The sequence below is a fragment of the Streptomyces sp. NPDC041205 genome (genome assembly GCF_055591765.1).
The window spans coordinates 429,444-455,772 of the sequence record NZ_JBVIZH010000005.1 but is presented as its reverse complement, the minus strand read 5'-3'; the positions used below and the strand labels follow the sequence as shown (position 1 = coordinate 455,772).

The following is a 26,329-nucleotide window of genomic DNA, read 5'->3' as shown; positions in this document are numbered from 1 at the left end:
CGCCAGGAGCACCCGGCGGCTTCAGGCCACCGCCCAGGCTCGGGTCAGCCAGCATCGTCGCCGCGTGATGCACCCCACCAGGAGGCGTACCCGGAACACCGGGAGGCTGCGGGGCGCCGGGAGCACCGGGGGCACCGGGCGGGCCGGGCGGCTGCGGGGCACCGGGAGCGCCAGGAGCACCCGGCGGCTTCAGGCCACCGCCCAGGCTCGGGTCAGCCAGCATCGTCGCCGCGTGATGCACCCCACCAGGAGGCGTACCCGGAGCGCCGGGGGTGCCGGGGGCGCCGGGAGCGCCGGGAGCCTGCGGAGCACCGGGAGCCGCGGGCGCGGCAGGCGCACCGGGAGCCCCCGGGGCGCCGGGAGTCTGCCCGTCCGGGCCGAGCGGCGACATCAGCTGCGTCGGTACGTATCCACCGGCGGGCGCACCCGGAGCACCGGCCGCGGGCGGCGGCGTGGCCCCCGGAGCCGGAGCCCCAGGAGCGGGCTGCGCGCCCGGAGGCGGCGTACTCCCGGCGGGAGCGGCAGGAGCACCGGGGGCACCCACGCCGGACGCGTCCGGCCCTTGCGGATACCCGTACGGGGACGGAGCGCCCACCCCCGAACCAGCCGGAGGCGGCGGCACGTTGGGGCCACCCACAGCCGAACCGGCCGGAGGCGGAGGCAAGTTGGGACCACCGACTGCCGAACCGGCCGGAGGCGGAGGCAAGTCGGGGCCACCGACCGGCGGCCCGGCGGGCGGCGGCGTGGAACCGGCGGGCGCGTACCCGGCGGGCGGCGGCGGCAGGTCGGGACCCGTCACCGCGGCACCCGCGGGCGGCGGCAGGCTCGGCCCCGCACCCGGCGCACCGGACACCGGCTCGTCGAGGGCGGGCGCGATGGCCGTCCTCGGAAGCTGGCTGCCGCCGGACATCAGCGCGGTCTTGGCCTCGGGGGACGCCGCGGGCGGCTGCTCCTCGTCGGCGTCGCCGCCGTCGAACGTCAGCGGCGGCGAGAACACCGTGGCGGGCAGCGGCACCGCCACGTCGTCGGCGTCGGTGTTCGTGTCCGTACCGGCCCACGGCGTCGCCGACGCGGGCACGCCAGGCGCCGCACCGCCGCCCGCGGCCCCGGCACCCTGCTCGCCACCCGGCGCCCCGGCCGCGGGCCACGGCGTACCGCCGTCGGGCGCGCCGGGCGCCGGAGCCGCGGGCGCGACGGCCGGACCGGGCCCGGCCATGGTCGGAAGCGGCTCGCCCTCCGGCTGCCCGGAAGCACCCGCCGCCGCGGCACCGGCCCCGACACCGGCTCCCGTACCGGCACCGGAAGCCGCACCGGAACCGCCGCGGGCGCCCCCGTCGGCATCCCCGCCACCGGAGCCGCGCCGGTCCGGGATCCCCAGCTTGTCCGCCGCCTCCTGGAGCCACTCCGGGGGGCTCAACAAGAACGACGTCTGGTTCAGGTCCATCCGCTGCGGCGGCTCGGGAGCCGGTTCGGGAGCCGCCTCCGGCACGCCGTACTCCTCCTCGTAGCGGCGGATCACCTCGCCCACCGGCAGGCCCGGCCACAGAGTCGCCTCGCCGCTGTCCCGGGCGATGACGAGCCGCTGGTGGCCGCCGTCCGAGCGGGGGCCGCCCTCGCGGTCCTCCGCCCACACCACGAAGCCGAGCTCGAACTCCCGCACCCGCACCTCGCGGTGGCCGGGCCCGGGCACATCACCGTTGATCCATTCCTCTGCGCGCTCCTGCGCCTGCGCGAAGGTCACCATCGGATGCTCACTCCCCCACCGGGACGGCGCGCGCGAAGCCGCCGTCCACCATCAGGTTCGCCACGGTCTCCAGCTCGGGCGGACTGCCCGCGAGCCGGGAGAGGAAGGCGTCGAAGTCGTCGCCGCACGGCAGCAGCAGGCGCTGCACGCGCTCGGCGGGCGCCCAGGAGGCGTCCACGTCCCGCACGTCGTCGTACGCGCAGAACCACACCGAGCCGATCCGGTCGCCCTTGACCTTCACGGCGAGCAGACCGCCCTGCACGAAGCCCACGCCCAGGTAGTCCTTGGTGAGGTGGTCGCGCAGGCACTTGTTGACGTACAGGATGTCGTTGATCGCGGCCTCGTCGCGGACCGTGAAGAACGGCTGGTCGATGAGGAGCCCCAGCTCCGCGTCGAGAGCCGTGCCGACCGGGGCGCAGCCGCCGGCCGCCTTCAGGAACGAGCGGTAGGCACCGGGCAGGCGGTAGCCGAGGTCCTCCTCGACACCCACGATCTGGCCCTCGGTGACGGCGACCGCCGTCTTCGGCAGGGCCAGGTGCGCGGGGCGGGTCTCCTGAAGCGGACGGGTGCCGCGCTTGCTCTGGTCGACGGGCGCCGTCGAGATGCCTCCGTGGTGCCGCAGCAAGGCCTTGACCTCGACGGGGACCAGCTCCAGGCGGCGGCCGTGCGGCGCGTGGTGCCAGGTCCAGCCGTGCGGCGTCGCGACCGCGGGAATCGTGTCCCACAGCTCGTGGCCGGACGCGGCCAGCGCCGCGTTCGCCGAGACGTAGTCCGTGAGACGCAGCTCGTCCACGCCGAAGCCCTCGGGCGGCTCGGCGATCTCGGCGGCCGCGCGGGCGTACGGCGAGAAGTCCGGGTAGCCGTCACCGTCCACCCGCACCCCTCTGGGGTGGCGGGCGGCCCGGACCGGGTCCGGGAAGTGGACCACCTGCCCGGCGTAGGCCGCGTTCGGCGGCGCGGCTTGCTGCCCGAGCCGACCTGGCCCACCTTGCGTCATGGCGGATGCCCTCCTGCGGCACTGTGAGGTTCACGGACATCGACAGCCTATGCGCAAGCACGACACCGGTCACCGGGCCCCGAAACCGTGACCACCCGCCACGAGCCAGTCACCCAGAGGCGAAACCCAGGCGTGTCGTACAGCCCCAGCTTCCGCACCACGCGCCCCGTTTGGCAGTCTGTTCCCGCAACGCGGGGGCGTGGCACCAGCGGCTGACACCGCGGGCACGGGGAGGGAAACACCACATGCACACGGCACCAACCGGCATGCCCAACGCGCACGGCACACCTGCCACCGGCTCCGGAACCACCCGCACGGCACCCGGCCACGCCACCGGGGCGACCGCCACCGCCGAGCCGGGGGACCCGCGCGTCGGCTGGAGCAGCGAACCCGTCGGCGCCCCGGTCCTGCACCACCGCCGCGACGGCATCCTGCCCACCGTGGCCGCCGCGCTCTCCGTCCGCGGCACCACCCTCACCAGCACCCCGAGGCGCGGCGAGGACCTGCCCGACCTGCACCCGCTCGTCCAGGACTTCCTCGACACCCTCACCAGCGGCCAGCGCGAACGCTTCACCGGACGGTGCGCGGAAGCCGTCCTCATCTCCCGGCACCTGACCACCGCCGACGCCGGCCGCTCCAAACGGGCCTCGCGCAAGCCGATGACCAACGGCGAGGCGCGCAAGGCCCTCAAACACGCCAAACTCACCACCCGCCGCATCCGCGAGGACGGCGACCCCCTGCACGGCGCCTTCGCCCGCCCGTGCCGCTCCTGCACCGCCCTCACCGCGCACTTCGGCGTCCGCGTCGTCGACCCGACCGCGCCCGACGCGTGACGCGGGGCGCCCACCAGCCGACGACCCCCGGTGCCACCCGCACCGGCCGCCGCCATCCGCACCCGCACCACGAGGGCCATGCCATGCACACCGAGAACTCCACCCGCTTCCCCGTGCCCGTCGACGCCGCCCTGCGCACCGCCGGCTGGCGGCCGGGCCGCTGGGACATCAAGCAGGCCGAGATCTGGGCCGACGTCCTGCGCCGCCACACCTCACCGGCGGGCCACCAGCACGCCGTGTTCCCGGCGGCCGTGGAGACCTGGGCGGAGTTCGGCGGACTGCACATCACCCCGCAGGGCCCCGGCCGCCAGATAGCCCCGGCGACCCTCCACCTCGACCCGATGTACGGCCTGCACATGGCCCGCACCCTCGGCGACCTGGGACGGGCCCTCGGCACGGAGGTCTGCCCGATCGGCGAGGAGACACAGACACAGGCGCTGCTCGCCATGGACGCGGAAGGCCGGGTCTACAGCCTCGACCACAGCGGCGACTGGTTCCTGGGCCGCCACATCGACCAGGCCCTCACCACCCTCGTCGCGGGCACCCAGCCGACCCGGCTCACGACGGGCTGAACTCCGCCCGCGCACCCGGACCCGGCAGCCGCATGAGGAAGATCACTGACCGGCCGACGCCGGCAGCACCGCCGACACCTTGAACCCGCCCGCGTCCGTCGGCCCGGACACGAACACGCCACCGAGCGCGGTCACCCGCTCCTTCATGCCGACCAGGCCGTTGCCCCCGCTGGGCAGCAGCGCCTCGCCCGGACCGGCCTCCGGGGGCGGGCCGTTCTCCACCTGCATCGCGATCTCCGCGACACGGTGCGCGAGCCGCACATAGGTCTTCGCGCCCGCGGCGTGCTTGTGCACGTTGGTGAGGGCTTCCTGGACCACGCGGTACGCGGTCTCCTCCACGTCGGCCGCGTACGCCCGGGTGTCACCCTCCACGGACAGGTCCACGGCCATGCCCGCGGCCCGCGACTGGTCCACCAGCTCGTCCAGCTCGGCCAGGCACGGGCCCTCGGGGACGTCGGGGGCGGCGGGGCCGGGACCGGCGGGCTCGGCGCGGGACGCGGCCTGGGCGGCGGCCTCGCCGACGGCGGCCAGCGGGACGGGGGCGGGCGCGGGCGCCGGTTTCGGCGCGGTGTCGCCCGCCCGCAGCACGCCGAGCATCTGGCGCAGCTCGGTCAGGGCCTGGCGGCCCATGTCGCCGACCAGGGCGGCGTTCTTCACGGCCTTCTCGGGGTCCTTGCGGGCGACGGCCTGCAGCGCCGCCGCGTGCACGACCATCAGGCTCACGCGGTGCGCGACCACGTCGTGCATGTCGCGGGCGATACGGGTGCGCTCCTCGCCGCGGGCCCACTCCGCGCGCTCCTCGGCGCGCTCCGCGAGCAGTTGCAGCTCCCGCTCCAGGCTGTCGGCGCGCTCGCGCAGGGACTCCATGAGGCGGCGGCGGGCGCCCACGTACAGACCGAGGAGGACCGGCGGGGCGGTCACGCCGAGGGAGGTGCTGATGGCGATGAAAGGTATGAAGCCCTCGCCGATGGTCAGGTCGCCGTTGGCCATGTCCTGGTTGGTGCGCACGAACGTGACGATCAGGGTGCCCGCGAGGGACATGCCGGCGAGGGCGCCGATGATGCGGCGCGGCAGCTCGGAGGCGGCAAGGGTGTAGAGGCCGACGATGGCCATCAGGATGCCCATGCGGGCGGGCGTGATCGCGACGGAGATCAGCACGACCGCGATCGGCCAGCGGCGCCGCAGGACGAGGGCGGACCCGGCGAGCACCCCGAAGCCCACGCCGACCGCGACCGGGATGCCCGCGTCGTCGGCGAACTGCACGCCCTCGACACCGCACTCGGCCGCGGACACGAGCCCGAGCCCCACATCCAGGACGGCGCTGCGCCGCCTCTCCCACCACCACGGCCCGGTCCCGGCCGCGGTGTCGCTTTCCCCCGTCGTGGTCATGCCTTCCAGCGTACGGGCGTCGGCGCTCCCGTATCCGGTGAGTTTCCCGCCCTGTGATCCCGGGCAGGGCGGGGCAGGATCTGGTACTTGCCGGTGCCCCGCGCCAGCGAAACCCCCCGGTAACCCTCGAACAGTTGAATCGCCCGAATTTTCGACCCGGACGTCCGCATTCCGGACGAAGGTGTCCGCATGACCGAGATCACCGGCAAGTACGCCGATTTCGAGGACCTGCGGGCACGGGCGATCGCCCTGCGGCGCGAGGGCTGCAGCCTGCGGCAGATCCGCGACAAGCTGAAGGTCTTCAACAACGACCTCCTGAACCGCCTCGTCCAGGGCGAACCCCCGCCCGAGTGGACCAGGCGCCCGAACGCGAAGGACGATCTGCGGGCGAGGGCGCGGGAGTTACGGCTGCGAGGCCTCACGTACGACCAGATCGAGGTGGAGCTGGGCTGCTCGAGGAGTTCGGTCTCCCTGTGGGTCCGGGACCTGCCGAGGCCACAGCGGCGGGCCCCCTCGGAGCAGGGCAGGCTTGCGGCTCGAAAGCGGTGGGAGCACGAGTCCGCGGTGCGGGACGAGGAGCGACGCCGCACGAAGGAGGCGGCCCGGCAGGAGGTGGGCCCCATGTCGGACCGTGAGCTCTTCCTCCTGGGAGTGGGCCTCTACTGGGCCGAAGGCGGCAAGGACAAGCCGTACGACCGGCGGGAGAACGTCACGTTCGTCAACAGCGACCCCGGCATGATCAAAGTCTTCCTCTCCTGGCTCGACCTGCTGCACGTGGAGCGGGAGCGACTGCGCTTCTGCGTAATGATCCACGAGACCGCCGACGTGCCGGGGGCCGAGCACTACTGGGCCGATCTCGTCGGCGCGGACGCCTCCGCCTTCAACAAGACGACGATCAAGAAGCACAACCCGAAGACCGTCCGGAAGAACGTCGGCGACACCTATCGCGGCTGCCTGGTGATCAAAGTCCGACAGAGTGCCGACTTGTACCGTCGCATCGAGGGTGCGTGGTGCGGCATAGTGGAGGCCGCCACTTCAACGGACTGATGGTTTGTCCGTTTTGTGGTATTTACCATCCCCTGTGGTGTAATCGGCAACACGGGTCACTTTGGATGATTTGTTCCAGGTTCGAGTCCTGGCAGGGGAGCCACACGGCGCGGGTCCCGACCCACAAGGTCGGGACCCGCACTCATTTCCGCCCCACTACGCCCCGGTATCCTGCGGATGTCCACTCCCCAAGCATCCAAAGCCGAAGGGCACCCCTGTGAGCGCCAATCGCCCGGCAGCCGTCGTCGTCCTCGCAGCGGGTGAGGGCACCCGTATGAAGTCGGCCACGCCGAAGGTCCTGCACGAGATCTGCGGCCGTTCCCTCGTCGGGCACGTGCTCGCCGCCGCCCGCGAGCTGTCCCCCGAGCGTCTGGTGGCCGTCGTCGGGCACGAGAGCGAGCGTGTGATCGCGCACCTGGCCGGGATCGACGCCGAGGTGCGCACCGCTTTCCAGGCCCAGCAGAACGGCACGGGCCACGCCGTGCGGATGGGCCTGGAGGAGCTGGGCGGCAGCGTCGACGGCACGGTCGTCGTGGTCTGCGGCGACACCCCGCTGCTCACCGGCGCGACGCTCACGAGCCTGGCGGCCACGCACTCCGCCGACGGCAACGCGGTGACCGTCCTGACCGCCGAGGTGCCCGACGCGACCGGCTACGGCCGCATCGTGCGCGACGGCGTGTCCGGCGCCGTGACGGCGATCGTCGAGCACAAGGACGCGACGGACTCGCAGCGCGCCATCCGCGAGATCAACTCGGGTGTGTTCGCCTTCGACGGGCAGCTCCTCAGCGAGGCCCTCGGCAAGGTCCGTACCGACAACAGCCAGGGCGAGGAGTACCTGACGGACGTCCTCGGCATCCTGCGCGAGGCCGGGCACCGCGTCGGGGCCTGTGTGGCCGGGGACCACCGCGAGATCGCGGGCATCAACAACCGCGTCCAACTCGCCGACGCCCGCCGGGTCCTGAACGACCGGCTGCTCACGGCGGCGATGCTGGCGGGCGTCACCGTCGTCGACCCGGCGTCGACGTGGATCGACGCGGGCGTCACCGTCGAGCGCGACGCCGTGGTGCATCCGGGCACCCAGCTCCTGGGCGCCACGCACTTGGGCGAGGGCTGCGAGGTCGGCCCCAACACCCGCCTGAAGGACACCACGGTGGGTGCGGGCGCCCGCGTCGACAACACCGTCGCGGACAACGCCGAGGTGGGCGAGCGGGCGAGCGTCGGTCCGTTCGCGTATCTGCGGCCGGGCACCCGGCTCGGGGTGAAGGCCAAGGCGGGTACGTACGTGGAGATGAAGAACGCGACGATCGGCGAGGGCACCAAGGTCCCGCACCTGAGCTACGTGGGCGACGCGACGATCGGCGAGTACTCCAACATCGGCGCCGCGAGCGTGTTCGTGAACTACGACGGTGAGGCCAAGCACCACACGACGGTGGGGTCGCACTGCAAGACGGGTTCGGACAACATGTTTGTGGCTCCTGTCACGATTGGCGACGGTGCCTACACCGCCGCGGGCTCGGTGATCACGAAGGACGTACCGGCCGGTTCGCTGGCCGTCGCCCGTGGCCAGCAGCGGAATATCGAGGGCTGGGTGGCCCGTAAGCGTCCGGGAAGCGCGGCGGCGCGGGCCGCCGAGGCCGCCTCTCGGACCTCCGAGACTCCGGCCGGCGAAAGCTGACCGGAAACAGGTGCGCCTGACACCGCGTACCGTGATAGGTGCACGAAACCTGATAGGTGCACGAAATCGGCTGGTTCGCGCGAGTACACCTCGCGGCCAGGGAACACGTCTGAGGAGACTGTGCTGTGAGCGGGATCAAGACGACCGGCGAGAAGAAGATGATGTTCTTCTCCGGCCGCGCCCACCCCGAACTGGCCGAGGAGGTCGCGCATCAGCTGGGTATCGGCGTGGTGCCGACCAAGGCCTTCGACTTCGCCAACGGTGAGATCTATGTGCGCTACCAGGAGTCGGCGCGCGGCGCGGACTGCTTCCTGATCCAGAGCCACACGGCTCCGATCAACAAGTGGATCATGGAACAGCTGATCATGATCGATGCCCTGAAGCGCGCCTCCGCGCGGAGCATCACCGTGATCGTGCCGTTCTACGGCTACGCCCGCCAGGACAAGAAGCACCGCGGCCGCGAGCCCATCTCGGCCCGCCTGGTCGCCGACCTGATGCAGGCAGCGGGCGCCGACCGCATCGTCACCGTCGACCTGCACACCGACCAGATCGTCGGCTTCTTCGACGGCCCCGTCGACCACCTCTTCGCGCTGCCGATCCTCGCGGACTACGTGGGCGCGAAGGTCGACAAGGACAAGCTGACGGTCGTCTCCCCCGACGCCGGCCGTGTGCGCGTCGCCGACCGCTGGTGCGACCGTCTGGGCGCCCCTCTGGCGATCGTGCACAAGCGCCGCGACAAGGACGTGGCCAATCAGGTCACCGTGCACGAGGTCGTCGGCAACGTCGAGGGCCGCGTCTGTGTCCTGGTGGACGACATGATCGACACCGGTGGCACGATCTGCGCCGCCGCCGACGCGCTGTTCGCGCACGGCGCCGAGGACGTCATCGTGACGGCCACGCACGGCGTGCTGTCCGGCCCGGCCGCGGACCGTCTGAAGAACTCGAAGGTCAGCGAGTTCGTGTTCACCAACACGCTGCCGACGCCGAACGAGCTGGAGCTCGACAAGATCACGGTCCTGTCGATCGCTCCGACGATCGCCAACGCCGTCCGGGAGATCTTCGAGGACGGCTCGGTGACCAGCCTCTTCGAGGAGCAGAGCGGCCCCGCGTAGGGCGCGCGACCCCGGTCGTTCCGGGGTTCCCGGGCGTCCCGCAAGATCCTTTTGGGTGCGGCCTGCCTCACCGAGTAGACTGTCGAAGTTGCTCGGCGAGGGAGGCCGCACTCGCGTTTTCACGAACGTGGTGTGTGGCGGTCCGTTATCGACGCGCTCTTCGTAGCAGGCCAGTCGTGGCCGGGTGACCACTTCAGTTCACCTTTTCTACGAGGAGTGCACCATGTCTGAGGTCAAGCTCAGCGCCGAGGTCCGTACCGAGTTCGGCAAGGGCGCCGCCCGCCGCATCCGCCGCGAGGACAAGGTCCCCGGCGTCCTGTACGGCCACGGCACCGACCCGGTCCACATCACCCTGCCCGGCCACGACCTGCTCCTGGCCCTGCGTACCTCCAACGTCCTGATCTCCCTGGACATCGAGGGCAAGTCCGAGCTGGCCATCCCGAAGGCGGTGCAGCGCGACGCGCTCCGTCAGGGCATCCTCAAGCACGTCGACCTGCTCCTCGTGAAGCGCGGCGAGAAGGTCAACGTCGAGATCCCCGTCGTCGCCGAGGGCGAGCTGGCCCCGGGCGCCAACCTCCTGGAGCACGTCCTCAACGCGCTTCCGGTCGAGGCCGAGGCCACCCACATCCCCGAGTCCCTGAGCGTCTCCATCGCGGGCCTGGAGGCCGGTGCCTCCGTCCTCGCCAAGGACATCGCGCTGCCCTCGGGCGTCTCGCTGGCCGTCGAGGACGACACCGTCGTCCTGCAGGTCCTGGCCGCGCAGGCCGAGGAGGCCCCGGCCGAGGCCGCGGGCGACGAGGCCGCCGAGGCCTGATCCTCGACCCGGCAGTACCGACCGCCGCTCAGCGCCCAGGCGCTGGGCGGCGGTTGCGCTATGAAGGTGCCATGAAGGAGACACACAGATGACGACGGACCCGAGCGCCCCCTGGCTGATCGTGGGTCTCGGCAACCCCGGCCCCGGCTACGCCATGAACCGGCACAACGTCGGCTTCATGGTCGCCGACCTGCTGGCCGACCGCGTCGGCGGCAGCTTCAAGCGGGCCGCCAAGGCGCAGGCGCACGTCCTGGAGGGCCGGATCGGCCCGATGGGCCCCGGCAGCCGCCGGGTCGTCCTCGCCAAGCCCGCCTCGTACATGAACCTGTCGGGTGGCCCGGTCACGGCGCTGCGCGACTTCTACAAGGTCCCGACGGCGAACGTCGTCGCCGTCCACGACGAGTTGGACATCGACTACGGCGTGCTGCGGCTGAAGCTGGGCGGCGGCGACAACGGCCACAACGGTCTGAAGTCGATGACGAAGGCGATGGGCGCCGACTACCACCGGGTCCGCTTCGGCATCGGGCGCCCGCCCGGCCGCATGCAGGTCGCCGACTTCGTCCTGAAGGACTTCTCCTCCGCCGAGCGCAAGGAGCTGGACTACTTCGTGGATCGCGCCGCGGACGCCGTGGAGTGTCTGGTGACCGAGGGCCTGGAGCGGGCGCAGAGCGCGTACAACTCCTGACGTACGGCTGTGTAAGCGGGCGAATCAACGGGCTTTCACCCGGCCGCTGTTGACTGAGCGCAGTCCTTTCCCCAAGGATCGCCGCCATGCCCGCATACCTACTGCGGGGCGCGGCGGGGCTCGTCGCGGCCCTGATCCTGACCGCCGGCGTCTGGGCGTCGTGGGGGACGGCGCGGCACGTGATGGTTCCCGACGACGGGCGGCAGCGGGGCATGCTCTCGCTCGCGCGCTGCGGCGGTGACGAGTGCACCGGGCCGTACGCCCCCGCCTCCGGCAGCGAGGCCCGGGACCGCGTCGTCATCGACGAGTCGGTCGCGGCCCGCAAGGGCGAGCGCATCCCGGTCGTGGTCAAGCCCGACTCCGACGAGGCCGTCCGCAGCGGCGGTCCCGGGTTCCTGCACGCCTGGCTGCCGTTGGGCGGGGCGCTGCTGCTCGCGGCGGTGGTCGTGGCCGGGGGGCTGCGGCTGAACAAGGTGGCGGCGATCCTCGCCCTCGCGGGCGGGATCCAGCTGACGGCGGCCTTCGCGGCGCTCGCGCTCTGAACCCGCGAGGCCGCTGGAGCCCGCGAAGCCACCGGAGCCCGCGAAGCCGCTGGGGCCCGCGAAGCCAGGAACCTTCCGAACGGCCCCGGGGCCCCGCACCTGACGAAGGTGCGGGGCCCCGGGGCCGGGACGTGCGGCGGTCAGCCGGTGTTGCGCAGCCCCGCCGCGACTCCGTTGACCGTGAGCAGCAGTGCCCGCGCGAGCAGCGGGTCGGCCTCGTCGCCCGCGGCCGCCGCGTCCCGCTGCCGCTTGAGCAGCGCGACCTGGAGGTAGGAGATCGGGTCCAGGTAGGCATCGCGGATCGAGAAGGTCTGCTGGAGCACCGGGTTGGAGTCGAGCAGCCGCTCGCCGCCGGTGACGCGCAGGACCTCGGCGACGGTGAGCGCGTGTTCGGCCTCGATGGTGTCGAAGACGTGCTTCAGGTCCTCGGGCACCAGCGTGTCCACGTAGTGCCGGGCGATGCGCAGATCGGTCTTGGCGAGCGTCATCTCCACGTTGGAGACGAAGTTCCGGAAGAAGTGCCAGTGCTCGTGCATCTCGTCGAGGACGGTGTCCAGGCCCGCCTCGCGCAGCGCCTTGAGACCGGAGCCCACGCCGAACCAGCCGGGCACGATCTGCCGCGACTGGGTCCAGCCGAACACCCAGGGGATGGCGCGCAGGCCGTCGAGCGAGACGCCCGAGCCGGGGCGGCGGGAGGGCCGGGAGCCCAGGTGCAGGTCGGCGAGCTGGTCGACCGGCGTGGAGGCGAGGAAGTAGGTCGGCAGGTCCGGGTCCTCGACGAGCCTGCGGTACGCGGAGTGCGCGGCGTCGGACACGACGTCCATCGCGGCGTCCCAGCGGGCCAGGGCCTCGTCGGACTGGCGGGGCGCGGTGTGCAGGGCGGAGGCCTGGAGGGTGGCGGCGACCGTCAGTTCCAGGTTCTCCCGGGCCAGGGACGGCACCAGGTACTTGTCGGAGATGACCTCGCCCTGCTCGGTCACCTTGATCTCGCCCTCCAGGGTGCCCCAGGGCTGGGCGAGGATCGCGTCGTGCGAGGGGCCGCCGCCGCGGCCGACGGTGCCGCCGCGGCCGTGGAAGAGCCGGAGGCGGACGCCGTAGCGGTGGGCGACGTCGCGCAGTCGGCGCTGGGCGCGGTGGATCTCCCACTGGGAGGTGGTGATGCCGCCGAACTTGGAGGAGTCGGAGTAGCCGAGCATGACCTCCTGGACGTCGCCGCGCAGCGCGACGAGCCGCCGGTAGGAGGGGTCGGCCAGCATCTCGTCCAGGATGATGTCGGCGGCGCGCAGCTCGTCCGTGGTCTCCAGGAGCGGCACGATGCCGATCTTCGCCCAGCCCGCGTGCAGGTCGATCAGTCCGGCCTCGCGGGCGAGGACGGCGGCGGCGAACACGTCGTCGGCGCCCTGGCACATGGAGATGATGTACGACTCGATGACCTCGGGCCCGAACACGTCCAGGGCCTTCTTGACCGTGCCGAAGACGCCGAGCGTCTTCTCTCCGGCCGCGTCGAGGGGCGCCGGGGACGGCGCGAGCGGGCGGCGGGAGCGCAGTTCCTTGGCGAGCAGCTTCTGCCGGTACTCGCGCGGCATGTCGGCGTACCGCCAGGACTCCTCGCCGAGCCGGTCGAAGAGCTGGCCGAGGGCGTGGTGGTGGGCGTCGGCGTGCTCGCGCACGTCCATGGTGGCGAGCTGCAGGCCGAAGGCGGCGAGCGTACGGATGGTGCGGTTCATGCGGCCGTCGGAGAACAGGCCGCCCTTGTGGGCGCGCAGCGACGTCTGGATGAGCGTGAGGTCGTGCAGGAGCTCGGCGGTGCCCAGGTAGTCGCGGCCCGGCTCGTGCGCGGTGCCCTTGGCCAGGCGCTGCTTGGTGTTCTCCAGCTTCTGCCGGACGCAGGTGGCCTTGAGGCGGTAGGGCTCCTCGGCGTTGAGCCGCTTGTAGCGGGGGCTGATCTCCGGCAGCCGCTCCAGGTCGCACTGGAGGGAGTCGAGCAGTTCCTCGGTGGCGCCGGTGTAGCGGATGGAGTTGGAGAGGAAGCCGCGCAGCTCGTCGATCAGGTCCAGGGCGTCGTTGATGCCGTGCTCGTGCTGGAGGATCAGGACTTCCCAGGTGACGGCGGGCGTCACGTTCGGGTTGCCGTCGCGGTCGCCGCCGATCCAGGTGCCGAAGGTCAGCGGGCGGGTCTCGCTCGGCAGCTCGACGCCGACGCGCTCCAGCTCCGCGGTCAGGTCCTCCAGGACGTCACCGACGGCGCCGGCGTGCAGCTCGTCCAGGTAGTAGATGGCGTTGCGGGCCTCGTCGGCGGGCTCGGGGCGGACCACGCGCAGCTCGTCGGTCTGCCAGACGAGGTCGATGTTCTCGGCCAGACGGGTGTCGTGGCGGCGCCGGTCGGACTCGATGACCGGGGTCTCGAGGAGCTCGGCGACCCGGCGCAGCTTGTTCAGGACGGAGCGGCGGGCGGCCTCCGTGGGGTGCGCGGTGAAGACCGGGCGCACGTTCAGGTGCTGGACGGTCTGGCGCAGGTGCTCGGGGTCGGCGTCCTTGAGGCGGTCCGCGGTGCGGGCGAGCAGGCCGCCCTCGGCGGCGCGGCGGGCGCGCAGCTCACGGCCGCGGTGCACCTGCTCGGTGACGTTCGCGAGGTGGAAGTAGGTGGAGAAGGCGCGCACCAGCTTCGCGGCCGTCTCCAGCTCCGTGCCGCCGAGGAGCCTGGCGGCGGCCTCGCCGTCCTCGCGGGTCAGGCGGCGGACCTTCTCCACCAGGTCCAGGAGCTCGGGGCCCTCCTGGCGTACGAGGGTCTCGCCGAGGAGGTCGCCGAGGCGACGGATGTCGGCGCGCAGCTCGCTGTTCGTCCCGGCCGAGGTGGACGTGGTGCTCGCGGTGGCCGTGGTAGCGGTCTGGTCGTCGGCACTGCTCACAGGTGCGGCTCCTTGCGGTGAAGCCCGCCGTTTCCCCAGGGGGAACGGGGGGTGGGCACGTCTGGGAGGGGTCCCGGCCGTGGAACCGGGGGAGATACAGAGCGGACCGCGCTGTCCGACCGATCCAAGGATAGGTGTCGATGGGTCTTGGCAGACTCGCGGCCTCTTGCCGCGATGCCGCGCACTGCGATACTTACGAGGCCGTAACCTACGGTCCCGTAGCCACGCGTGTGAGCGGCCCCTTCCCTGGGCACCCGCCCGTCCGGTGCCTTCCCGCCCGGCACGTGTCGACACCTCCGAATTTCCAGAGTTCCGCATTCCCGCAGTCACCCTCGACCCCCCAGGGGAAGCCCTTATGACCACGAGCCCCGATGTCATCGACGAATCAAAGGGGGCGCCGGCGGGCGCCCCGCTCCCGTCCGCCACCCTGGGCGGTGAACAGAAGCGCTCCGTGGAGCAGCTCGCGCTGCTCCTCTTCATCACCGTCCCGTTCCTGGCCCTGGTGGCGGCGGTGCCGCTGGCCTGGGGCTGGGGGGTCAGCTGGCTGGACCTCGGCCTGCTGGTGTTCATGTACTACCTGGGCTGCCACGGCATCACCATCGGTTTCCACCGCTACTTCACGCACGGCTCCTTCAAGGCCAAGCGTCCGCTCCGGATCGCCCTGGCGATCGCCGGGTCCATGGCCGTGGAGGGCCCGCTGGTGCGGTGGGTCGCCGACCACCGCAAGCACCACAAGTTCTCCGACGCGGAGGGCGACCCGCATTCGCCGTGGCGCTTCGGCGAGACGGTCCCGGCCCTGATGAAGGGCCTGTGGTGGGCGCACATCGGCTGGCTGTTCGACGAGGAGCAGACCCCGCAGGAGAAGTACGCGCCCGACCTGATCAAGGACCCGGCGATCCGGAACGTCTCGCGTCAGTTCGTTCTGTGGACCGTGGTGTCGCTCGCGCTGCCGCCGGTGGTGGGCGGCCTGGTCACGATGTCCTGGTGGGGCGCGTTCACGGCGTTCTTCTGGGGCTCGCTCGTGCGGGTGGCGCTCCTTCACCATGTGACGTGGTCGATCAACTCGATCTGCCACGCCGTGGGCAAGCGCCCCTTCAAGTCCCGTGACCGCTCCGGCAACGTGTGGTGGCTCGCGGTCCTGTCCTGCGGCGAGTCCTGGCACAACCTGCACCACGCCGACCCGACGAGCGCGCGCCACGGCGTGATGCGCGGCCAGCTCGACTCGTCCGCGCGGCTCATCCGCTGGTTCGAACAGCTCGGCTGGGCGTACGACGTGCGGTGGCCGTCACAGTCCCGCATCGACGCCCGCCGCAAGGCGCCCGACGGAGTCGAAGGGGCCGGTGCGATTCCCGCCCCTGGCAAGCCCCAGGCCGCAGACGCGGCATGATGGACCACGTGGCGACCGACCCCAGCAATCCGAGTACGACGCGCTCCGCGCGGGCCCCGCAGGGCCCCGCGAGTTCGAACAACGACAAGCCCCGGCGGGCCCGCCGGACCCGGATGACCGGCGCCGAGCGCCGTGAGCAGCTGCTGGACATCGGCCGCACCCTCTTCGCCGCCAAGGGCTTCGAAGGCACGTCGGTCGAGGAGATCGCGGCGAAGGCCGGTGTCTCCAAGCCTGTCGTGTACGAGCACTTCGGCGGCAAGGAGGGGCTGTACGCGGTCGTGGTGGACCGTGAGATGCGCCAGCTCCTCGGCATGGTGACCGGCTCACTCACCGCCGGGCACCCCCGTGAGCTGTGCGAGCAGGCCGCCTTCGCCCTCCTCGACTACATCGAGGAGTACACCGACGGCTTCCGCATCCTCGTGCGCGACTCCCCCATCCCGCAGTCCACCGGCTCCTTCGCCTCTCTCATCTCCGACATCGCCACGCAGGTCGAGGACATCCTCGGCCAGGAGTTCAAGACCCGCGGCTTCGACCCGAAGCTCGCCCCGCTCTACGCCCAGGCCCTCGTCGGCAGCGTGGCCCTGACCGGGCAGTGGTGGCTGGACGTCCGCAAGCCCAAGAAGGCGGAGGTGGCGGCCCACCTGGTCAACCTGGCCTGGCACGGCCTGGACGGTCTGGAGCCCAAGCCGCGCTTGATAGGCCATCGCAAGTCCTGAGGGCCCCTGCCCCGGCGAGCGGCGCCGTCACGTCCGGGTGATGTCATCCCCGATGGCCAGGCCCTTGGCGGGGCCTTCGGGGATGACGGCGTCCTTGCCGTACGGGATGCGGTGCTCGTCGGTGTATTCGGCCTTCTTGGGCTCCGGTGAAGTGAGGACCGTGATGGCACCGTCGCCGTCATGGTCATCGACGATGACATACACAGGGATGCCCGCGCGGGCGTATTCGCGGCGCTTGCGGACACGGTCGCGCTCGATGTTGCGGCGGCCCGGAGAGACGACTTCGACGATCATGGACACGCCGGACGCGTCGACACCGAGGTCGTCCTCGTCGGGAATCTCGTCGAGCTCCAACGGGCCGACGAAGAGGTCCGGGATCCAGGACCTGCGGTGGTGGATGACGTTGACATCCTGATGCGCCGCGTCGTCACCGCCCGCGAGGTGCGCGTCGAGCACCCTGCGGAACCGGCTGATGAGCACGGCGTGACGAAGGCGGCCGGTGGGCGACACCTCGATGGCTCCCTCGATGATCTCGGCGCGGTAGCCCTCGGGGAGCTCCATGGCCTGCCAGGTCTGCCACAGGTACTCGTCCAGGTCGAAGGACTGATCCAAGCCCAGGGACTGGCTGTCGTCCTCGGTCACCGGCGACACCTCGTGTGCGAGAGCGGTCATCAGGAAGCACCTCCTTCGTTCAGTGTGGGCGGGTACATCTCTGCGGCACAAGCGACGCAAGGACCGTACGAACGTGCGTCGCCCGGCCGCAGGCATATGCCCATGGCCCGCCCGAACGAGTGAGGTCCGTCGTCAGACGCTGCCCAGCGGCTCCAGGAACTCCAACCGGTTCCCCACCGGGTCCTCGGAGTAGAAGCGCCGGTGGCCGGGGAGGTGGTCGTCCCAGGTGACGCGCGCGCCGAGGGCGGCGACCCGGGCCGCGTACGCCTCGATGCCGCTGACGAGCAGGCCGGGGTGCGCCTTGCGGGCGGGCCGGAAGTCGGCCTCGATGCCGAGGTGCAGCCGGACGGCGCCCGCCTCGAACCAGCATCCCCCGCGCCCCGCGAGAACAGGCGGCTTCGGCACCTCGGCCATCCCGAGCACGTCCACGTAGTACGCCCGCAGCGCGCCCTCACTGCCGGGCGGAGCGGCCAGCTGCACATGGTCGACGGCGGCGAGCATCAGGCCGCACCGCCTTTGCGGGCCACCGCGAAGAGCCGCCGGAAGGGGAACACGGTCCCGTGCGCCCCGGCCGGATAGGCCACGCGCAGCAGGTCGCGGTACTCGCCGAGGAACGCGTCCCGAGCCGCCGGGTCGTCGGCGAGGGCGGTGAGGACGGGCCGGAGGCCGGTCCCCTTGACCCAGTCGAGGACGGGATCGTCCCCGCCGAGCAGATGCTGGTACGTGCTCTCCCGGACGTCGGCCGCGCAGCCGAGCCCGGTGAGGAGCTCCAGGTAGGCGGTGGGTTCGAGGACGGCGTCGGCGTGCCGCAGCACTCCGCCGAGCCGTTCCCGCCAGCGCCCGCTCCCGCACAGTTCCCGCATCAGGGTGTGGCTGGGCGCCCCGAAGTTGGCGGGCATCTGGACGGCGAGCACTCCGCCGGGCCGCAGCGCCGCCACCCAGTCGGGGAAGCGGTCGGCGTGCCCGGGCACCCACTGGAGGGTGGCGTTCGACAGGATCAGGTCGTACGTCCCCGGGGCGGGCGCCCACGTCCCGGCGTCGGCGGGCGCGAACTCCAGGAGCCCGCCGCCCGCCGTGGGCCCGGCGAGGGCGGCGGCCTGGCTCAGCATCTGCGGGGAGTTGTCGTAGCCGGTGATGTGCGCGTCGGGCCAGCGCTCGGCGAGCAGGACGGTGACGTTGCCGGGCCCGCAGCCGAGGTCGGCGATGCGGGGCGGGCGGCCGTCGGGGTGGGTGGACAGCGGCGGCACCCGGGCGAGGAGGTCGCGGAAGGGGCGGGCGCGGTGGCCGGAGTGGCGCAGGTACTGGTCGGGGTCCCAGGTGGGCGACGCGGTGGGCGGCATGGGGTGCTCCTCTGCGACGGAGGTGACGACGGCGAGGTGGCGCGCGACCGACGTCGCCGTGAACGCGTACCGCATCGGTCGGCTCCACTCCCGGCCCCATCCTCGACCCGAAGTATCTTGACGTCAAGAGACTTCATGTCGAGGGACCCCCTACACTGATCGTCATGGAGGACGAGGTCGACCGGCTGGTCGCTGCATGGCGTCGGGAGCGCCCTGACCTCGACGTGGAACCGCTCGAGGTGCTGAGCCGCGTGAGCAGGCTGGCGCGCCACCTCGATCGCGCGCGTCGGCTGGCGTTCTCCGAGCACGAGCTGGAGCCCTGGGAGTTCGACGTGCTGACGTCGCTGCGGCGCGCGGGCGCGCCGTATCAGCTCTCGCCGGGCCAGCTCCTCACCCAGACCCTGGTCACGTCCGGCACGATGACCAACCGCATCGACAGGCTCACGAAGAAGGGCCTGGTGGAGCGGCTGCCGGATCCCAGCGACCGGCGCGGCGTCCTGGTGCGGCTCACCGACGAGGGCCGCGACCGGGCCGACCAGGCCCTCGCGGGCCTGCTCGACCAGGAGCGGGCGATCCTCGGTGAGCTCTCACGTACCCAGCGCGGTGAACTGGCGGCGTTGCTACGCCAGTTGACCGCCCCGTTCGACAACGTCCCCGGCTAGGTCGGCGGGGCCGACGCCGGCCCTGCGGGCCAGGGCGACGGCGGCGAGCGTGGAGTGCACGCCCAGCTTGCCGAGGACGTTCTGCATATGGGTGCGGACGGTGTGCGGCGACAGGAAGAGCCGCTCGGCGACGGCCTTGCGGCCGAGCCCCGCGACCATGCACCGCAGCACTTCGCGCTCGCGCGGGGTGAGGGACTCCACGAGCCGCTCGCTCTCCGTACGATGCTTGCGCGCCGCCGTCAGTTCGCGCAGGACGCCCGTGAGCAGGGCGGGCGGCAGATGCGTCTCGTCGCGCAGCACGCCCCGGATGACCGTGAGCAGCCGCGAGAGCGAGCAGTCCTTCGCCACCCAGCCGGACGCACCGGCGCCGAGCGCGAGGGCCGCGCGGCGCGGGTCGTCCTTCTCCGCGAGCACGACCGTGCGCACGGCGGGCTGGCCCGAACGCACGCCCGCCACCAGCGAGATGCCGTCCACGAGCCCGTCGGCCTGGCCTTCGTGCACCGGCACGGCGGGGCGGGCGCCCTGCAGCACCGACGCGGAGCTGCCCAGGTCGGCGTCCACGAGCAGGACGTCGTATCTGCGGCCCTCCGCGGCCGCGCGGTCCAGGCAGCGCAGGGCCGCGGGGCCGCTGCCCGCGGCGGACACCTCCACGTCGGGCTCCGCGGCGAGCGCCGCGGCCAGCGACTCGGCGAAGATACGGTGGTCGTCGACGACCAGGACTCGGATTCGAACCACGGAAACCCCCTTCCCCAAGCTCCTGAACGGAGCAGGGGATACCCCAACGTCGGAGAGCGACCGGAACAGGCGCGGCGCCCGGAGTGGGGACGCCGCAGCCGCACGGCCGCCGCCGTGCCGTGACTGCCACCCCCACGCCGGGCGTCGCACCCGACTGTCTCGCCCCCTGATCGGCGCCGGCCCCCACCGGCGCTGCCCTTCAGAGTACGGACGGGGGCCCCGAGCGGAAGTGGATTTGCAGAACTGATTGGCCAGCGCGTTTATGGTGGGCCGTATGTTTCGTATTGAGACAGGAGTCGACAAAGAACGTCTTCGTCTGCTTCGGGGGCGGCTGCGGGACTCCAACCGGGACGCCTCGGCGGTGCTTCGTGCTCTTCAGGGCACGCCCGAGGAGCGGGAAGAGCCGGTCGGTGTCTGGGCGTTGGACGACGGGGGTGAGCTGGTCGGGGGGCTCTCGGGGTACACGTGGGGGCGGTGGCTGCATGTGAGTCTGTTGTGGGTCGCCGAGGACGCGCGGGGGGCGGGGCTCGGGGGGCGGCTGCTCGCCGATGCGGAGCGGCTCGCCGTCGCGGAGCGCGGTTGCCTCAACTCCCGCCTGGAGACCTGGGACTTCCAGGCCCCCGCCTTCTACCGCGGGCAGGGCTACGAAGTCGTCGCCGTCATCCCCGACTACCCCGAGGGGCACAAGGAGTTCACGCTGACGAAGCGCCTCGCCTGACCTTCGCGGGGCGCCCCAGTCCCACCCCTTTCCCGAAACTGGGGCTCCGCCCCAGACCCTGCTCCTCAAACGCCGGAGGGGCTACATATGTCGCCGGTGCGGCACGGTTTTAGCCCGTCCGGCGTTTGAGGACGAGGCGCGAAGCGCCGATCAGCGGGGGTCCAGGGGGCGCAGCCCCCGGTTACGGGAAGGGGTGGGCCTGGGGCGCCCCCGCGAGGCCTACGCCTCGCCCTCCGGCCCCGGCGCAGCCGGCCGCAGCCACAGCCACGCCAGGAAGAACAGGCCGAGGGCGAGCATGCCGAGGCCGGTCCAGAGGTTGATGTTGATGCCCTCCGCCTTGTCGAGATCGGCGTCGGACACGGTGATCCCGGCGATGGTGACGATGACGCCGTAGACGACGAACAGGCCACCGATGATGCGCCGGATGTCGAAGAGACGCGCGGCCGTCGCGGACTTCCGCTCCAGCTCGGAGACTTCCTTCTGCAGGTCGGACATGATTCCTCAGGATGTGAGTGGGGTCAGGACGCAAGGAGGGGCGAGGAGAGGGGAAGGGGCCGGGGCCGGGTTCAGAACGAGTACGGGACGTAGCACGCGGCGGCCAGCACCACGGCACCCCACCCGAGCAACGCGGGCCTGCGGTACCAGGCGTCGTCACCCGCCTCGACCGCGTCGTCCTCGACGTCCGGCGACACGGTCCCGTACACGAGCCCGGCCAGTTCGGCCTCCGGCTTGGGCGCGGTGAAGAGGGTGACGCCGACCATGACGACCGCGCCGGCGACGAAGCCGACGATGGCGGAGACGAAGTTGGCGCCCTGGTCGGTGGGGATGTCGATGACGCCCTGCTTGTAGATCCAGAAGTAGTTGACCATCGCGGCGGTGGTGCCGGCGAGCAGCCCCCAGACGCCGGACTTCATGGAGGCCCGCTTCCAGAACATGCCGATGATGAAGACGACGAACATCGGGACGTTGAAGAAGGAGAAGAGGGTCTGGAGGTAGCCCATGATGTTCGAGAAGGACGAGGCGATGAAGGCGGTGCCGATGGAGGCGAAGACGCCGATCGCGGTGATGAGCCGCCCGAACTTCAGGTAGTAGCCGTCCCCGCGGCCCTTGACGACGTACTTGGCCCAGATGTCGTACGTGAAGACGGTGTTGAAGGACGAGACGTTGGCGGCCATGCCCGCCATGAAGGCGGCGAGGAGCCCGGTGACGGCGATGCCGAGCACGCCGTTGGGCAGCAACTCCTGCATCAGGTAAGGGATCGCGTCGTTGTAGGTCAGGTCCGAGCCGGGGGTGCCGATCTTCGGGACGAGGACGGCGGCGACCAGGCCGGGGATCATCACCAGGAAGACGATGAAGATCTTGGGGAAGGCGGCGATCAGCGGGGTGCGCTGGGCGGCGGAGAGGTTCTTCGCGGAGAGGGCGCGCTGCACCTCGGCGAAGTTCGTCGTCCAGTAGCCGAAGGAGAGCACGAAGCCGAGGCCGAGGACGATGGTGAGCCAGTTGGCGCCGAGCGGGTTGGCGTCGCCGATGCCGGTGCCGCCCCAGGCGGTCATGAAGTTGTCGCCGTGCTGCTTCTCGATGGAGCCGGTGAGCCCGTCCCAGCCGCCGACCTTCTTCATGCCGATGACGCAGATCGGGATGAGCGCGGCGAGGATGACGAAGAACTGGAGCACTTCGTTGTAGATCGCCGAGGACAGGCCGCCGATGGTGATGTACGCGAGCACGAAGAATCCGGCGACGACGATGGCGACCCACTGCGGCCAGCCGAGCAGCGCCTCGACGACGATCGCGAGGGCGTAGAGGTTGACGCCCGCGATGAGCACGGCGGCGAAGGCGAAGAGCGCCGAGCTGAGCACATGGGCGGACTTGTCGAAGCGCTGGAGCAGGAACTCGGGGACCGAGCGGACCTTGCTGCGGTAGTAGAAGGGCATCATGACCAGGCCGAGGAAGACCATGGCCGGAATGGCGCCGATCCAGTACCAGTGGACGACCGAGACGCCGTACTGCGCGCCCGTGGCCGCCATGCCGAGGATCTCGGTGGCGCCGAGGTTGGCGGCGACGAAGGCGAGGCCGGTGACCCAGGCGGGCAGGGAGCGCCCGGAGAGGAAGAAGTCGAGGCTGGTCTTCACGGAGCGCCGGGCGGCGAATCCGATGCCGAGGACGACCACGAAGTAGATCGCCAGGATCGCGTAGTCCAGCCCGTTGGTGGGCAGCCGAAGCCCTTCGGCGAGGGTGATGTGCGCAGGGGACTGCATGTGAACTCGCTTCGTCGCGCGAACTGATCAGACCGGAACCTACGCCTCGACCTTCAGTAAGTGAACAGTTCTGTTGATGTTCTTTGTTTGATTGTGATCGAGTCCATGATCGCTTCTCGTCGTGGATCATCGGGTGAGCCGAGAGAGGGGGCGACATCCCGGCAGGCGTCCTGAGCATTGACGAGCTTGTTGGCTTGTGGTTTGTTGTGTTCGGTTCTGTTGGCGGGCGGTGTAAGGAGCCCCGAACGTGAAGAAGACCTCGACTCGTCTCGCCGACGGTCGTGAGCTCATCTACTACGACGTGCGCGACGACGCCGTCCGCACAGCGGTCGACAGCAGACCCCTGGACCCCGTCGCCACCACCTCCGAGGTCCGCCACGACCCCCTCCTCGGCGACAGCGTCGCCATCGCCTCGCACCGCCAGGGCCGCACCTACCACCCCCCGGCCGACGAGTGCCCCCTGTGCCCCTCCACCGGCGGCCGCCGCACCGAGGTCCCCGACTCCTCGTACGACGTCGTGGTCTTCGAGAACCGCTTCCCCTCCCTCGCGGGCGACGCGGGCCGCTGCGAGGTCGTCTGCTTCACCCCCGACCACACCGCGTCCTTCGCCGACCTCACCGAGGCGCAGGCCGCGCTGGTCCTGGACGCCTGGACGGACCGCACCGCCGAGCTGTCCCACCTGCCGTCCGTCGCGCAGGTCTTCTGCTTCGAGAACCGGGGCGCCGAGATCGGCGTGACCCTCGGCCACCCGCACGGGCAGATCTACGCCTACCCCTTCGTCACCCCGCGCACGGCCCTGATGCTGCGCTCCCTGGCCGACCACCGCGCGACCACCGGCGGCCGCAACCTCTTCGACGACGTCCTCGCCGAGGAGCGCGCCGGTGAGCGCGTCGTCCTGGACGCCGAGCACTGGGTGGCCTTCGTGCCGTACGCCGCGCACTGGCCCTACGAGGTGCACCTCTACCCCAAGCGCCGCGTGCCCGACCTGCTCGGCCTCGACGACGCGGCTCGCACAGAGTTTCCCCAGGTGTATCTGGAACTGTTGCGGCGCTTCGACCGGATCTTCGGCGCGGGCGAGCGCGAGGGCGGCGCCGAGCCGCCGACGCCGTACATCGCGTCCTGGCACCAGGCCCCGTTCACGGCGCCGGCGGAGTACGAAGGCGTCAACAGGGACGACTTCGCGCTCCACCTCGAGCTTTTCACCATTCGCCGCACTTCGGGCAAGCTGAAGTTCCTCGCGGGTTCCGAATCCGGCATGAGTGTGTTCATCAACGATGTGCCGCCGGAGGCCGCGGCCCAGCGACTGCGAGAGGTAGCGAGTTGATGAGTGGGAAGTACCTGGTCACGGGTGGCGCCGGCTATGTCGGCAGTGTCGTCGCCCAGCATCTGATCGAGGCCGGGCACGAGGTGACGGTCCTCGACAACCTCTCCACCGGCTTCCGCGAGGGCGTGCCCGCGGGCGCGGCGTTCATCGAGGGCGACATCCGCGACGCCGCCAAGTGGCTGCACGCCGACGGCGATACCCCGTACGACGCGGTGCTGCACTTCGCCGCCTTCTCGCAGGTCGGCGAGTCCGTGGTGAAGCCCGAGAAGTACTGGGACAACAACGTCGGCGGCACCATGGCGCTGCTCGCCGCGATGCGCGAGGCGGGCGTGCGCAAGCTGGTGTTCTCCTCGACGGCGGCGACGTACGGCGAACCCGTGAGCACCCCCATCACCGAGACCGACCCGACCGCCCCCACCTCCCCCTACGGCGCCTCCAAGCTCGCCGTCGACCACATGATCACCGGTGAGGCGGCGGCGCACGGACTCGGTGCCGTATCCCTTCGGTACTTCAACGTAGCGGGCGCGTACGGAAGTTGCGGCGAGCGGCACGACCCCGAGTCGCACCTCATCCCGCTCGTTCTCCAGGTCGCCCAGGGCAGGCGCGAGGCGATCTCGATCTTCGGCGACGACTACCCGACGCCGGACGGCACCTGTGTGCGCGACTACATCCACGTCGCCGACCTCGCCGACGCCCATCTGCTCGCCCTGGACGCCGCGACCCCCGGCGAGCACCTGATCTGCAACCTGGGCAACGGCAACGGCTTCTCCGTGCGCGAGGTCATCGAGACCGTCCGCCAGGTCACCGGCCACCCCGTCCCCGAGGTCGTCGCGGGCCGCCGCGGCGGCGACCCGGCGGTCCTCGTGGCCTCCGCCGCCACCGCCCGTGAGCGGCTCGGCTGGAACCCGTCCCGCGCGGACCTCGCGGGCATCGTCGCCGACGCCTGGGCCTTCGCCCAGCAGAGGGGGTAACCCGCAGATGTCCGCCGTCACGAAGCCGACCGCCGAACTCATCGACACCTTCAGGGCGTTGTACGGCCACGAGCCCGCCGGAGTGTGGGCGGCGCCGGGCCGCGTCAACCTCATCGGCGAGTACACGGACTTCAACGAAGGCTTCGTGATGCCCCTCGCGCTGCCGCACACCGCGGTCGCCGCGGTGGCCCGGCGGGACGACGGGGTCCTGCGCCTGCACTCCGCGGACGTCGAGGGCCCCGTCGTCGAGCTGGCCGTGGACTCCCTGGCGCCGCTGTCCGACGGGGGCTGGGCCGCGTACCCGGCGGGCGTCGTCTGGGCGCTGCGGGACGCGGGCCACGCGGTCGGCGGCGCGGACCTGCACCTGGCGTCCACCGTCCCGACCGGCGCGGGCCTGTCCTCCTCCGCCGCCCTGGAGGTGGTCACCGCCCTCGCCCTGAACGACCTCTACGAACTGGGCCTGACCCGCCGCGAGTTGGCCCTGCTCGCCCAGCGCGCCGAGAACGCCTTCGTCGGCGTGCCCTGCGGCGTCATGGACCAGATGGCGTCCGCGGCCTGCGAGCCGGGGCACGTCCTGCACCTGGACTGCCGCGACCTGTCCGTGCGCCACGTGCCCTTCGACCTGACCGCGGACGGCCTGACGCTCCTGGTCGTCGACACCCGCGTCAAGCACGCCCTCGGCGACGGGGCGTACGCGGAGCGGCGGGCCGGATGCGAGGCGGGCGCGCGGGCCCTTGGCGTCTCCCACCTCCGCGACGTCCCGTACGCCGAACTCCCCACCGCGCTCGACCGGTTGAACGACGAGAAGGTGCGCCGCTACGTCCGGCACGTCGTCTCCGACGACCACCGCGTCGAGCGGGTCATCGCCCTCCTCGACGCCGGCGACGTGCGGGGCATCGGCCCCGTCCTCACCGAGGGCCACGCCTCACTGCGGGACGACCTGCGCATCTCCTGCCCGGAGCTGGACCTCGTGGTGGAGACGGCGTGCGCGGCCGGGGCGCTCGGGGCCCGGATGACCGGGGGCGGCTTCGGCGGCTCCGCGATCGTCCTGGCCGAGGCCGCGGACGCGGAGTCCCTCACGAAGTCGGTCCAGGAGGCGTTCGCGGCGGCCGGTCATGCGGCGCCGCGCGTCTTCCCCGCGGTGGCGTCGGCGGGAGCGCACCGCCTGTAGGGCCACCGAAGGGGGGCTCACCGGCCTGCTGCGACGCAGGTCACACCCCACCCATGTCA

Annotated in this window: 24 protein-coding genes, 1 tRNA gene and 1 pseudogene; 16 read left to right on the top strand and 10 right to left on the bottom strand. The window is 71.7% G+C overall.

What is annotated here, in order from left to right; genetic code table 11:
• A pseudogene (locus ACZ6BG_RS24525) lies at positions 1–1,744 on the bottom strand (SUKH-4 family immunity protein); the annotation flags it as partial.
• A gap of 7 nt (positions 1,745–1,751) precedes the next feature.
• Positions 1,752–2,741: an SMI1/KNR4 family protein gene (locus ACZ6BG_RS24520; protein WP_469004956.1), complete on the bottom strand. Its 990-nt coding sequence runs from the start codon at positions 2,739–2,741 to the stop codon at positions 1,752–1,754.
• A 266-nt stretch (positions 2,742–3,007) separates the two neighbouring features.
• Here ACZ6BG_RS24520 and ACZ6BG_RS24515 point away from each other — a divergent pair, with 266 nt between their 5' ends.
• Together ACZ6BG_RS24515 and ACZ6BG_RS24510 are read left to right on the top strand one after the other, a co-directional pair.
• Entirely contained in the window at positions 3,008–3,574 is a 567-nt protein-coding gene (locus tag ACZ6BG_RS24515) for a YwqJ-related putative deaminase (protein WP_469005271.1), read from the top strand.
• A gap of 83 nt (positions 3,575–3,657) precedes the next feature.
• Positions 3,658–4,146: an SUKH-3 domain-containing protein gene (locus tag ACZ6BG_RS24510; protein ID WP_469004954.1), complete on the top strand. Its 489-nt coding sequence runs from the start codon at positions 3,658–3,660 to the stop codon at positions 4,144–4,146.
• A 42-nt stretch (positions 4,147–4,188) separates the two neighbouring features.
• Here ACZ6BG_RS24510 and ACZ6BG_RS24505 read toward each other — a convergent pair whose 3' ends face one another.
• Positions 4,189–5,535 (bottom strand): sensor histidine kinase, encoded by a 1,347-nt coding sequence (locus tag ACZ6BG_RS24505; protein WP_469004952.1) that lies wholly within the window; start codon positions 5,533–5,535, stop codon positions 4,189–4,191.
• A gap of 189 nt (positions 5,536–5,724) precedes the next feature.
• Between ACZ6BG_RS24505 and ACZ6BG_RS24500 the strand changes: the two genes are divergently transcribed.
• The 7 genes from ACZ6BG_RS24500 (at position 5,725) to ACZ6BG_RS24470 (ending at position 11,410) form a co-directional block, all read left to right on the top strand.
• Positions 5,725–6,582 (top strand): hypothetical protein, encoded by an 858-nt coding sequence (locus tag ACZ6BG_RS24500; RefSeq protein WP_469004949.1) that lies wholly within the window; start codon positions 5,725–5,727, stop codon positions 6,580–6,582.
• A gap of 28 nt (positions 6,583–6,610) precedes the next feature.
• A tRNA-Gln gene (locus ACZ6BG_RS24495) sits at positions 6,611–6,685 on the top strand.
• Between the two features lie 114 nt (positions 6,686–6,799).
• On the top strand, positions 6,800–8,257 hold the full coding sequence (gene glmU, locus ACZ6BG_RS24490) for a bifunctional UDP-N-acetylglucosamine diphosphorylase/glucosamine-1-phosphate N-acetyltransferase GlmU (RefSeq protein WP_469004945.1): 1,458 nt from the start codon (positions 6,800–6,802) through the stop codon (positions 8,255–8,257).
• 125 nt (positions 8,258–8,382) lie between these two features.
• Complete coding sequence (locus tag ACZ6BG_RS24485; RefSeq protein WP_190116350.1) at positions 8,383–9,369, top strand: ribose-phosphate diphosphokinase; 987 nt, start codon at positions 8,383–8,385, stop codon at positions 9,367–9,369.
• A gap of 223 nt (positions 9,370–9,592) precedes the next feature.
• Positions 9,593–10,183, top strand: a complete 591-nt coding sequence (locus tag ACZ6BG_RS24480) for a 50S ribosomal protein L25/general stress protein Ctc (protein WP_468459901.1) — start codon at positions 9,593–9,595, stop codon at positions 10,181–10,183.
• A gap of 88 nt (positions 10,184–10,271) precedes the next feature.
• Entirely contained in the window at positions 10,272–10,868 is a 597-nt protein-coding gene (gene pth / locus ACZ6BG_RS24475) for an aminoacyl-tRNA hydrolase (protein WP_469004940.1), read from the top strand.
• Between the two features lie 86 nt (positions 10,869–10,954).
• The gene (locus tag ACZ6BG_RS24470) at positions 10,955–11,410 is read left to right on the top strand and encodes a hypothetical protein (RefSeq protein ID WP_469004938.1); all 456 of its coding nucleotides are present in this window, start codon (positions 10,955–10,957) and stop codon (positions 11,408–11,410) included.
• A 140-nt stretch (positions 11,411–11,550) separates the two neighbouring features.
• Here the strand turns inward: ACZ6BG_RS24470 and ppc are convergent, their stop codons facing one another.
• Positions 11,551–14,319 carry a phosphoenolpyruvate carboxylase gene (ppc, locus tag ACZ6BG_RS24465; RefSeq protein WP_469004935.1) on the bottom strand — a complete coding sequence of 923 codons (2,769 nt, stop codon included), beginning with the start codon at positions 14,317–14,319 and terminating at the stop codon, positions 11,551–11,553.
• 355 nt (positions 14,320–14,674) lie between these two features.
• Here ppc and ACZ6BG_RS24460 point away from each other — a divergent pair, with 355 nt between their 5' ends.
• The gene (locus ACZ6BG_RS24460) at positions 14,675–15,706 is read left to right on the top strand and encodes an acyl-CoA desaturase (RefSeq protein ID WP_469004932.1); all 1,032 of its coding nucleotides are present in this window, start codon (positions 14,675–14,677) and stop codon (positions 15,704–15,706) included.
• Positions 15,703–16,422, top strand: a complete 720-nt coding sequence (locus tag ACZ6BG_RS24455; protein WP_469004929.1) for a TetR/AcrR family transcriptional regulator — start codon at positions 15,703–15,705, stop codon at positions 16,420–16,422. Before ACZ6BG_RS24460 ends, ACZ6BG_RS24455 begins: the two co-directional genes overlap by 4 nt.
• Before the next feature lie 27 nt (positions 16,423–16,449).
• Here ACZ6BG_RS24455 and ACZ6BG_RS24450 read toward each other — a convergent pair whose 3' ends face one another.
• From ACZ6BG_RS24450 to ACZ6BG_RS24440, 3 genes are all read right to left on the bottom strand, one after another.
• Entirely contained in the window at positions 16,450–17,094 is a 645-nt protein-coding gene (locus ACZ6BG_RS24450) for a Uma2 family endonuclease (protein WP_469004927.1), read from the bottom strand.
• 132 nt (positions 17,095–17,226) lie between these two features.
• Positions 17,227–17,595 carry a VOC family protein gene (locus ACZ6BG_RS24445; RefSeq protein WP_469004924.1) on the bottom strand — a complete coding sequence of 123 codons (369 nt, stop codon included), beginning with the start codon at positions 17,593–17,595 and terminating at the stop codon, positions 17,227–17,229.
• The gene (locus tag ACZ6BG_RS24440) at positions 17,595–18,434 is read right to left on the bottom strand and encodes a trans-aconitate 2-methyltransferase (protein WP_469005269.1); all 840 of its coding nucleotides are present in this window, start codon (positions 18,432–18,434) and stop codon (positions 17,595–17,597) included. Before ACZ6BG_RS24440 ends, ACZ6BG_RS24445 begins: the two co-directional genes overlap by 1 nt.
• Before the next feature lie 164 nt (positions 18,435–18,598).
• On the opposite strand from ACZ6BG_RS24440, the gene tamR reads away from it, so the two are divergent.
• Entirely contained in the window at positions 18,599–19,096 is a 498-nt protein-coding gene (tamR, locus tag ACZ6BG_RS24435) for a MarR family transcriptional regulator TamR (RefSeq protein WP_469004922.1), read from the top strand.
• On the opposite strand, the gene ACZ6BG_RS24430 is transcribed toward tamR, so the two are convergent.
• On the bottom strand, positions 19,055–19,831 hold the full coding sequence (locus tag ACZ6BG_RS24430; protein ID WP_469004920.1) for a response regulator transcription factor: 777 nt from the start codon (positions 19,829–19,831) through the stop codon (positions 19,055–19,057). The genes tamR and ACZ6BG_RS24430 overlap by 42 nt on opposite strands.
• A gap of 274 nt (positions 19,832–20,105) precedes the next feature.
• On the opposite strand from ACZ6BG_RS24430, the gene ACZ6BG_RS24425 reads away from it, so the two are divergent.
• Positions 20,106–20,549: a GNAT family N-acetyltransferase gene (locus ACZ6BG_RS24425; RefSeq protein ID WP_469004918.1), complete on the top strand. Its 444-nt coding sequence runs from the start codon at positions 20,106–20,108 to the stop codon at positions 20,547–20,549.
• A gap of 219 nt (positions 20,550–20,768) precedes the next feature.
• Here ACZ6BG_RS24425 and ACZ6BG_RS24420 read toward each other — a convergent pair whose 3' ends face one another.
• Positions 20,769–21,044 (bottom strand): hypothetical protein, encoded by a 276-nt coding sequence (locus tag ACZ6BG_RS24420; RefSeq protein WP_469004916.1) that lies wholly within the window; start codon positions 21,042–21,044, stop codon positions 20,769–20,771.
• Positions 21,045–21,115: 71 nt separating this feature from the next.
• A complete protein-coding gene (locus ACZ6BG_RS24415; protein ID WP_469004914.1) occupies positions 21,116–22,804 on the bottom strand; it encodes a sodium:solute symporter family protein in 1,689 nt (562 codons plus the stop codon).
• Between the two features lie 247 nt (positions 22,805–23,051).
• On the opposite strand from ACZ6BG_RS24415, the gene galT reads away from it, so the two are divergent.
• The 3 genes from galT to galK are packed head-to-tail and all read left to right on the top strand — an operon-like array spanning position 23,052 to position 26,270.
• Positions 23,052–24,128: a galactose-1-phosphate uridylyltransferase gene (gene galT, locus ACZ6BG_RS24410; RefSeq protein WP_469004912.1), complete on the top strand. Its 1,077-nt coding sequence runs from the start codon at positions 23,052–23,054 to the stop codon at positions 24,126–24,128.
• A complete protein-coding gene (gene galE / locus ACZ6BG_RS24405) occupies positions 24,128–25,099 on the top strand; it encodes a UDP-glucose 4-epimerase GalE (protein WP_469004910.1) in 972 nt (323 codons plus the stop codon). Before galT ends, galE begins: the two co-directional genes overlap by 1 nt.
• Positions 25,100–25,106: 7 nt before the next feature.
• Complete coding sequence (gene galK, locus ACZ6BG_RS24400; protein WP_469004906.1) at positions 25,107–26,270, top strand: galactokinase; 1,164 nt, start codon at positions 25,107–25,109, stop codon at positions 26,268–26,270.
• The last annotated feature ends 59 nt before the right edge of the window (positions 26,271–26,329 follow it).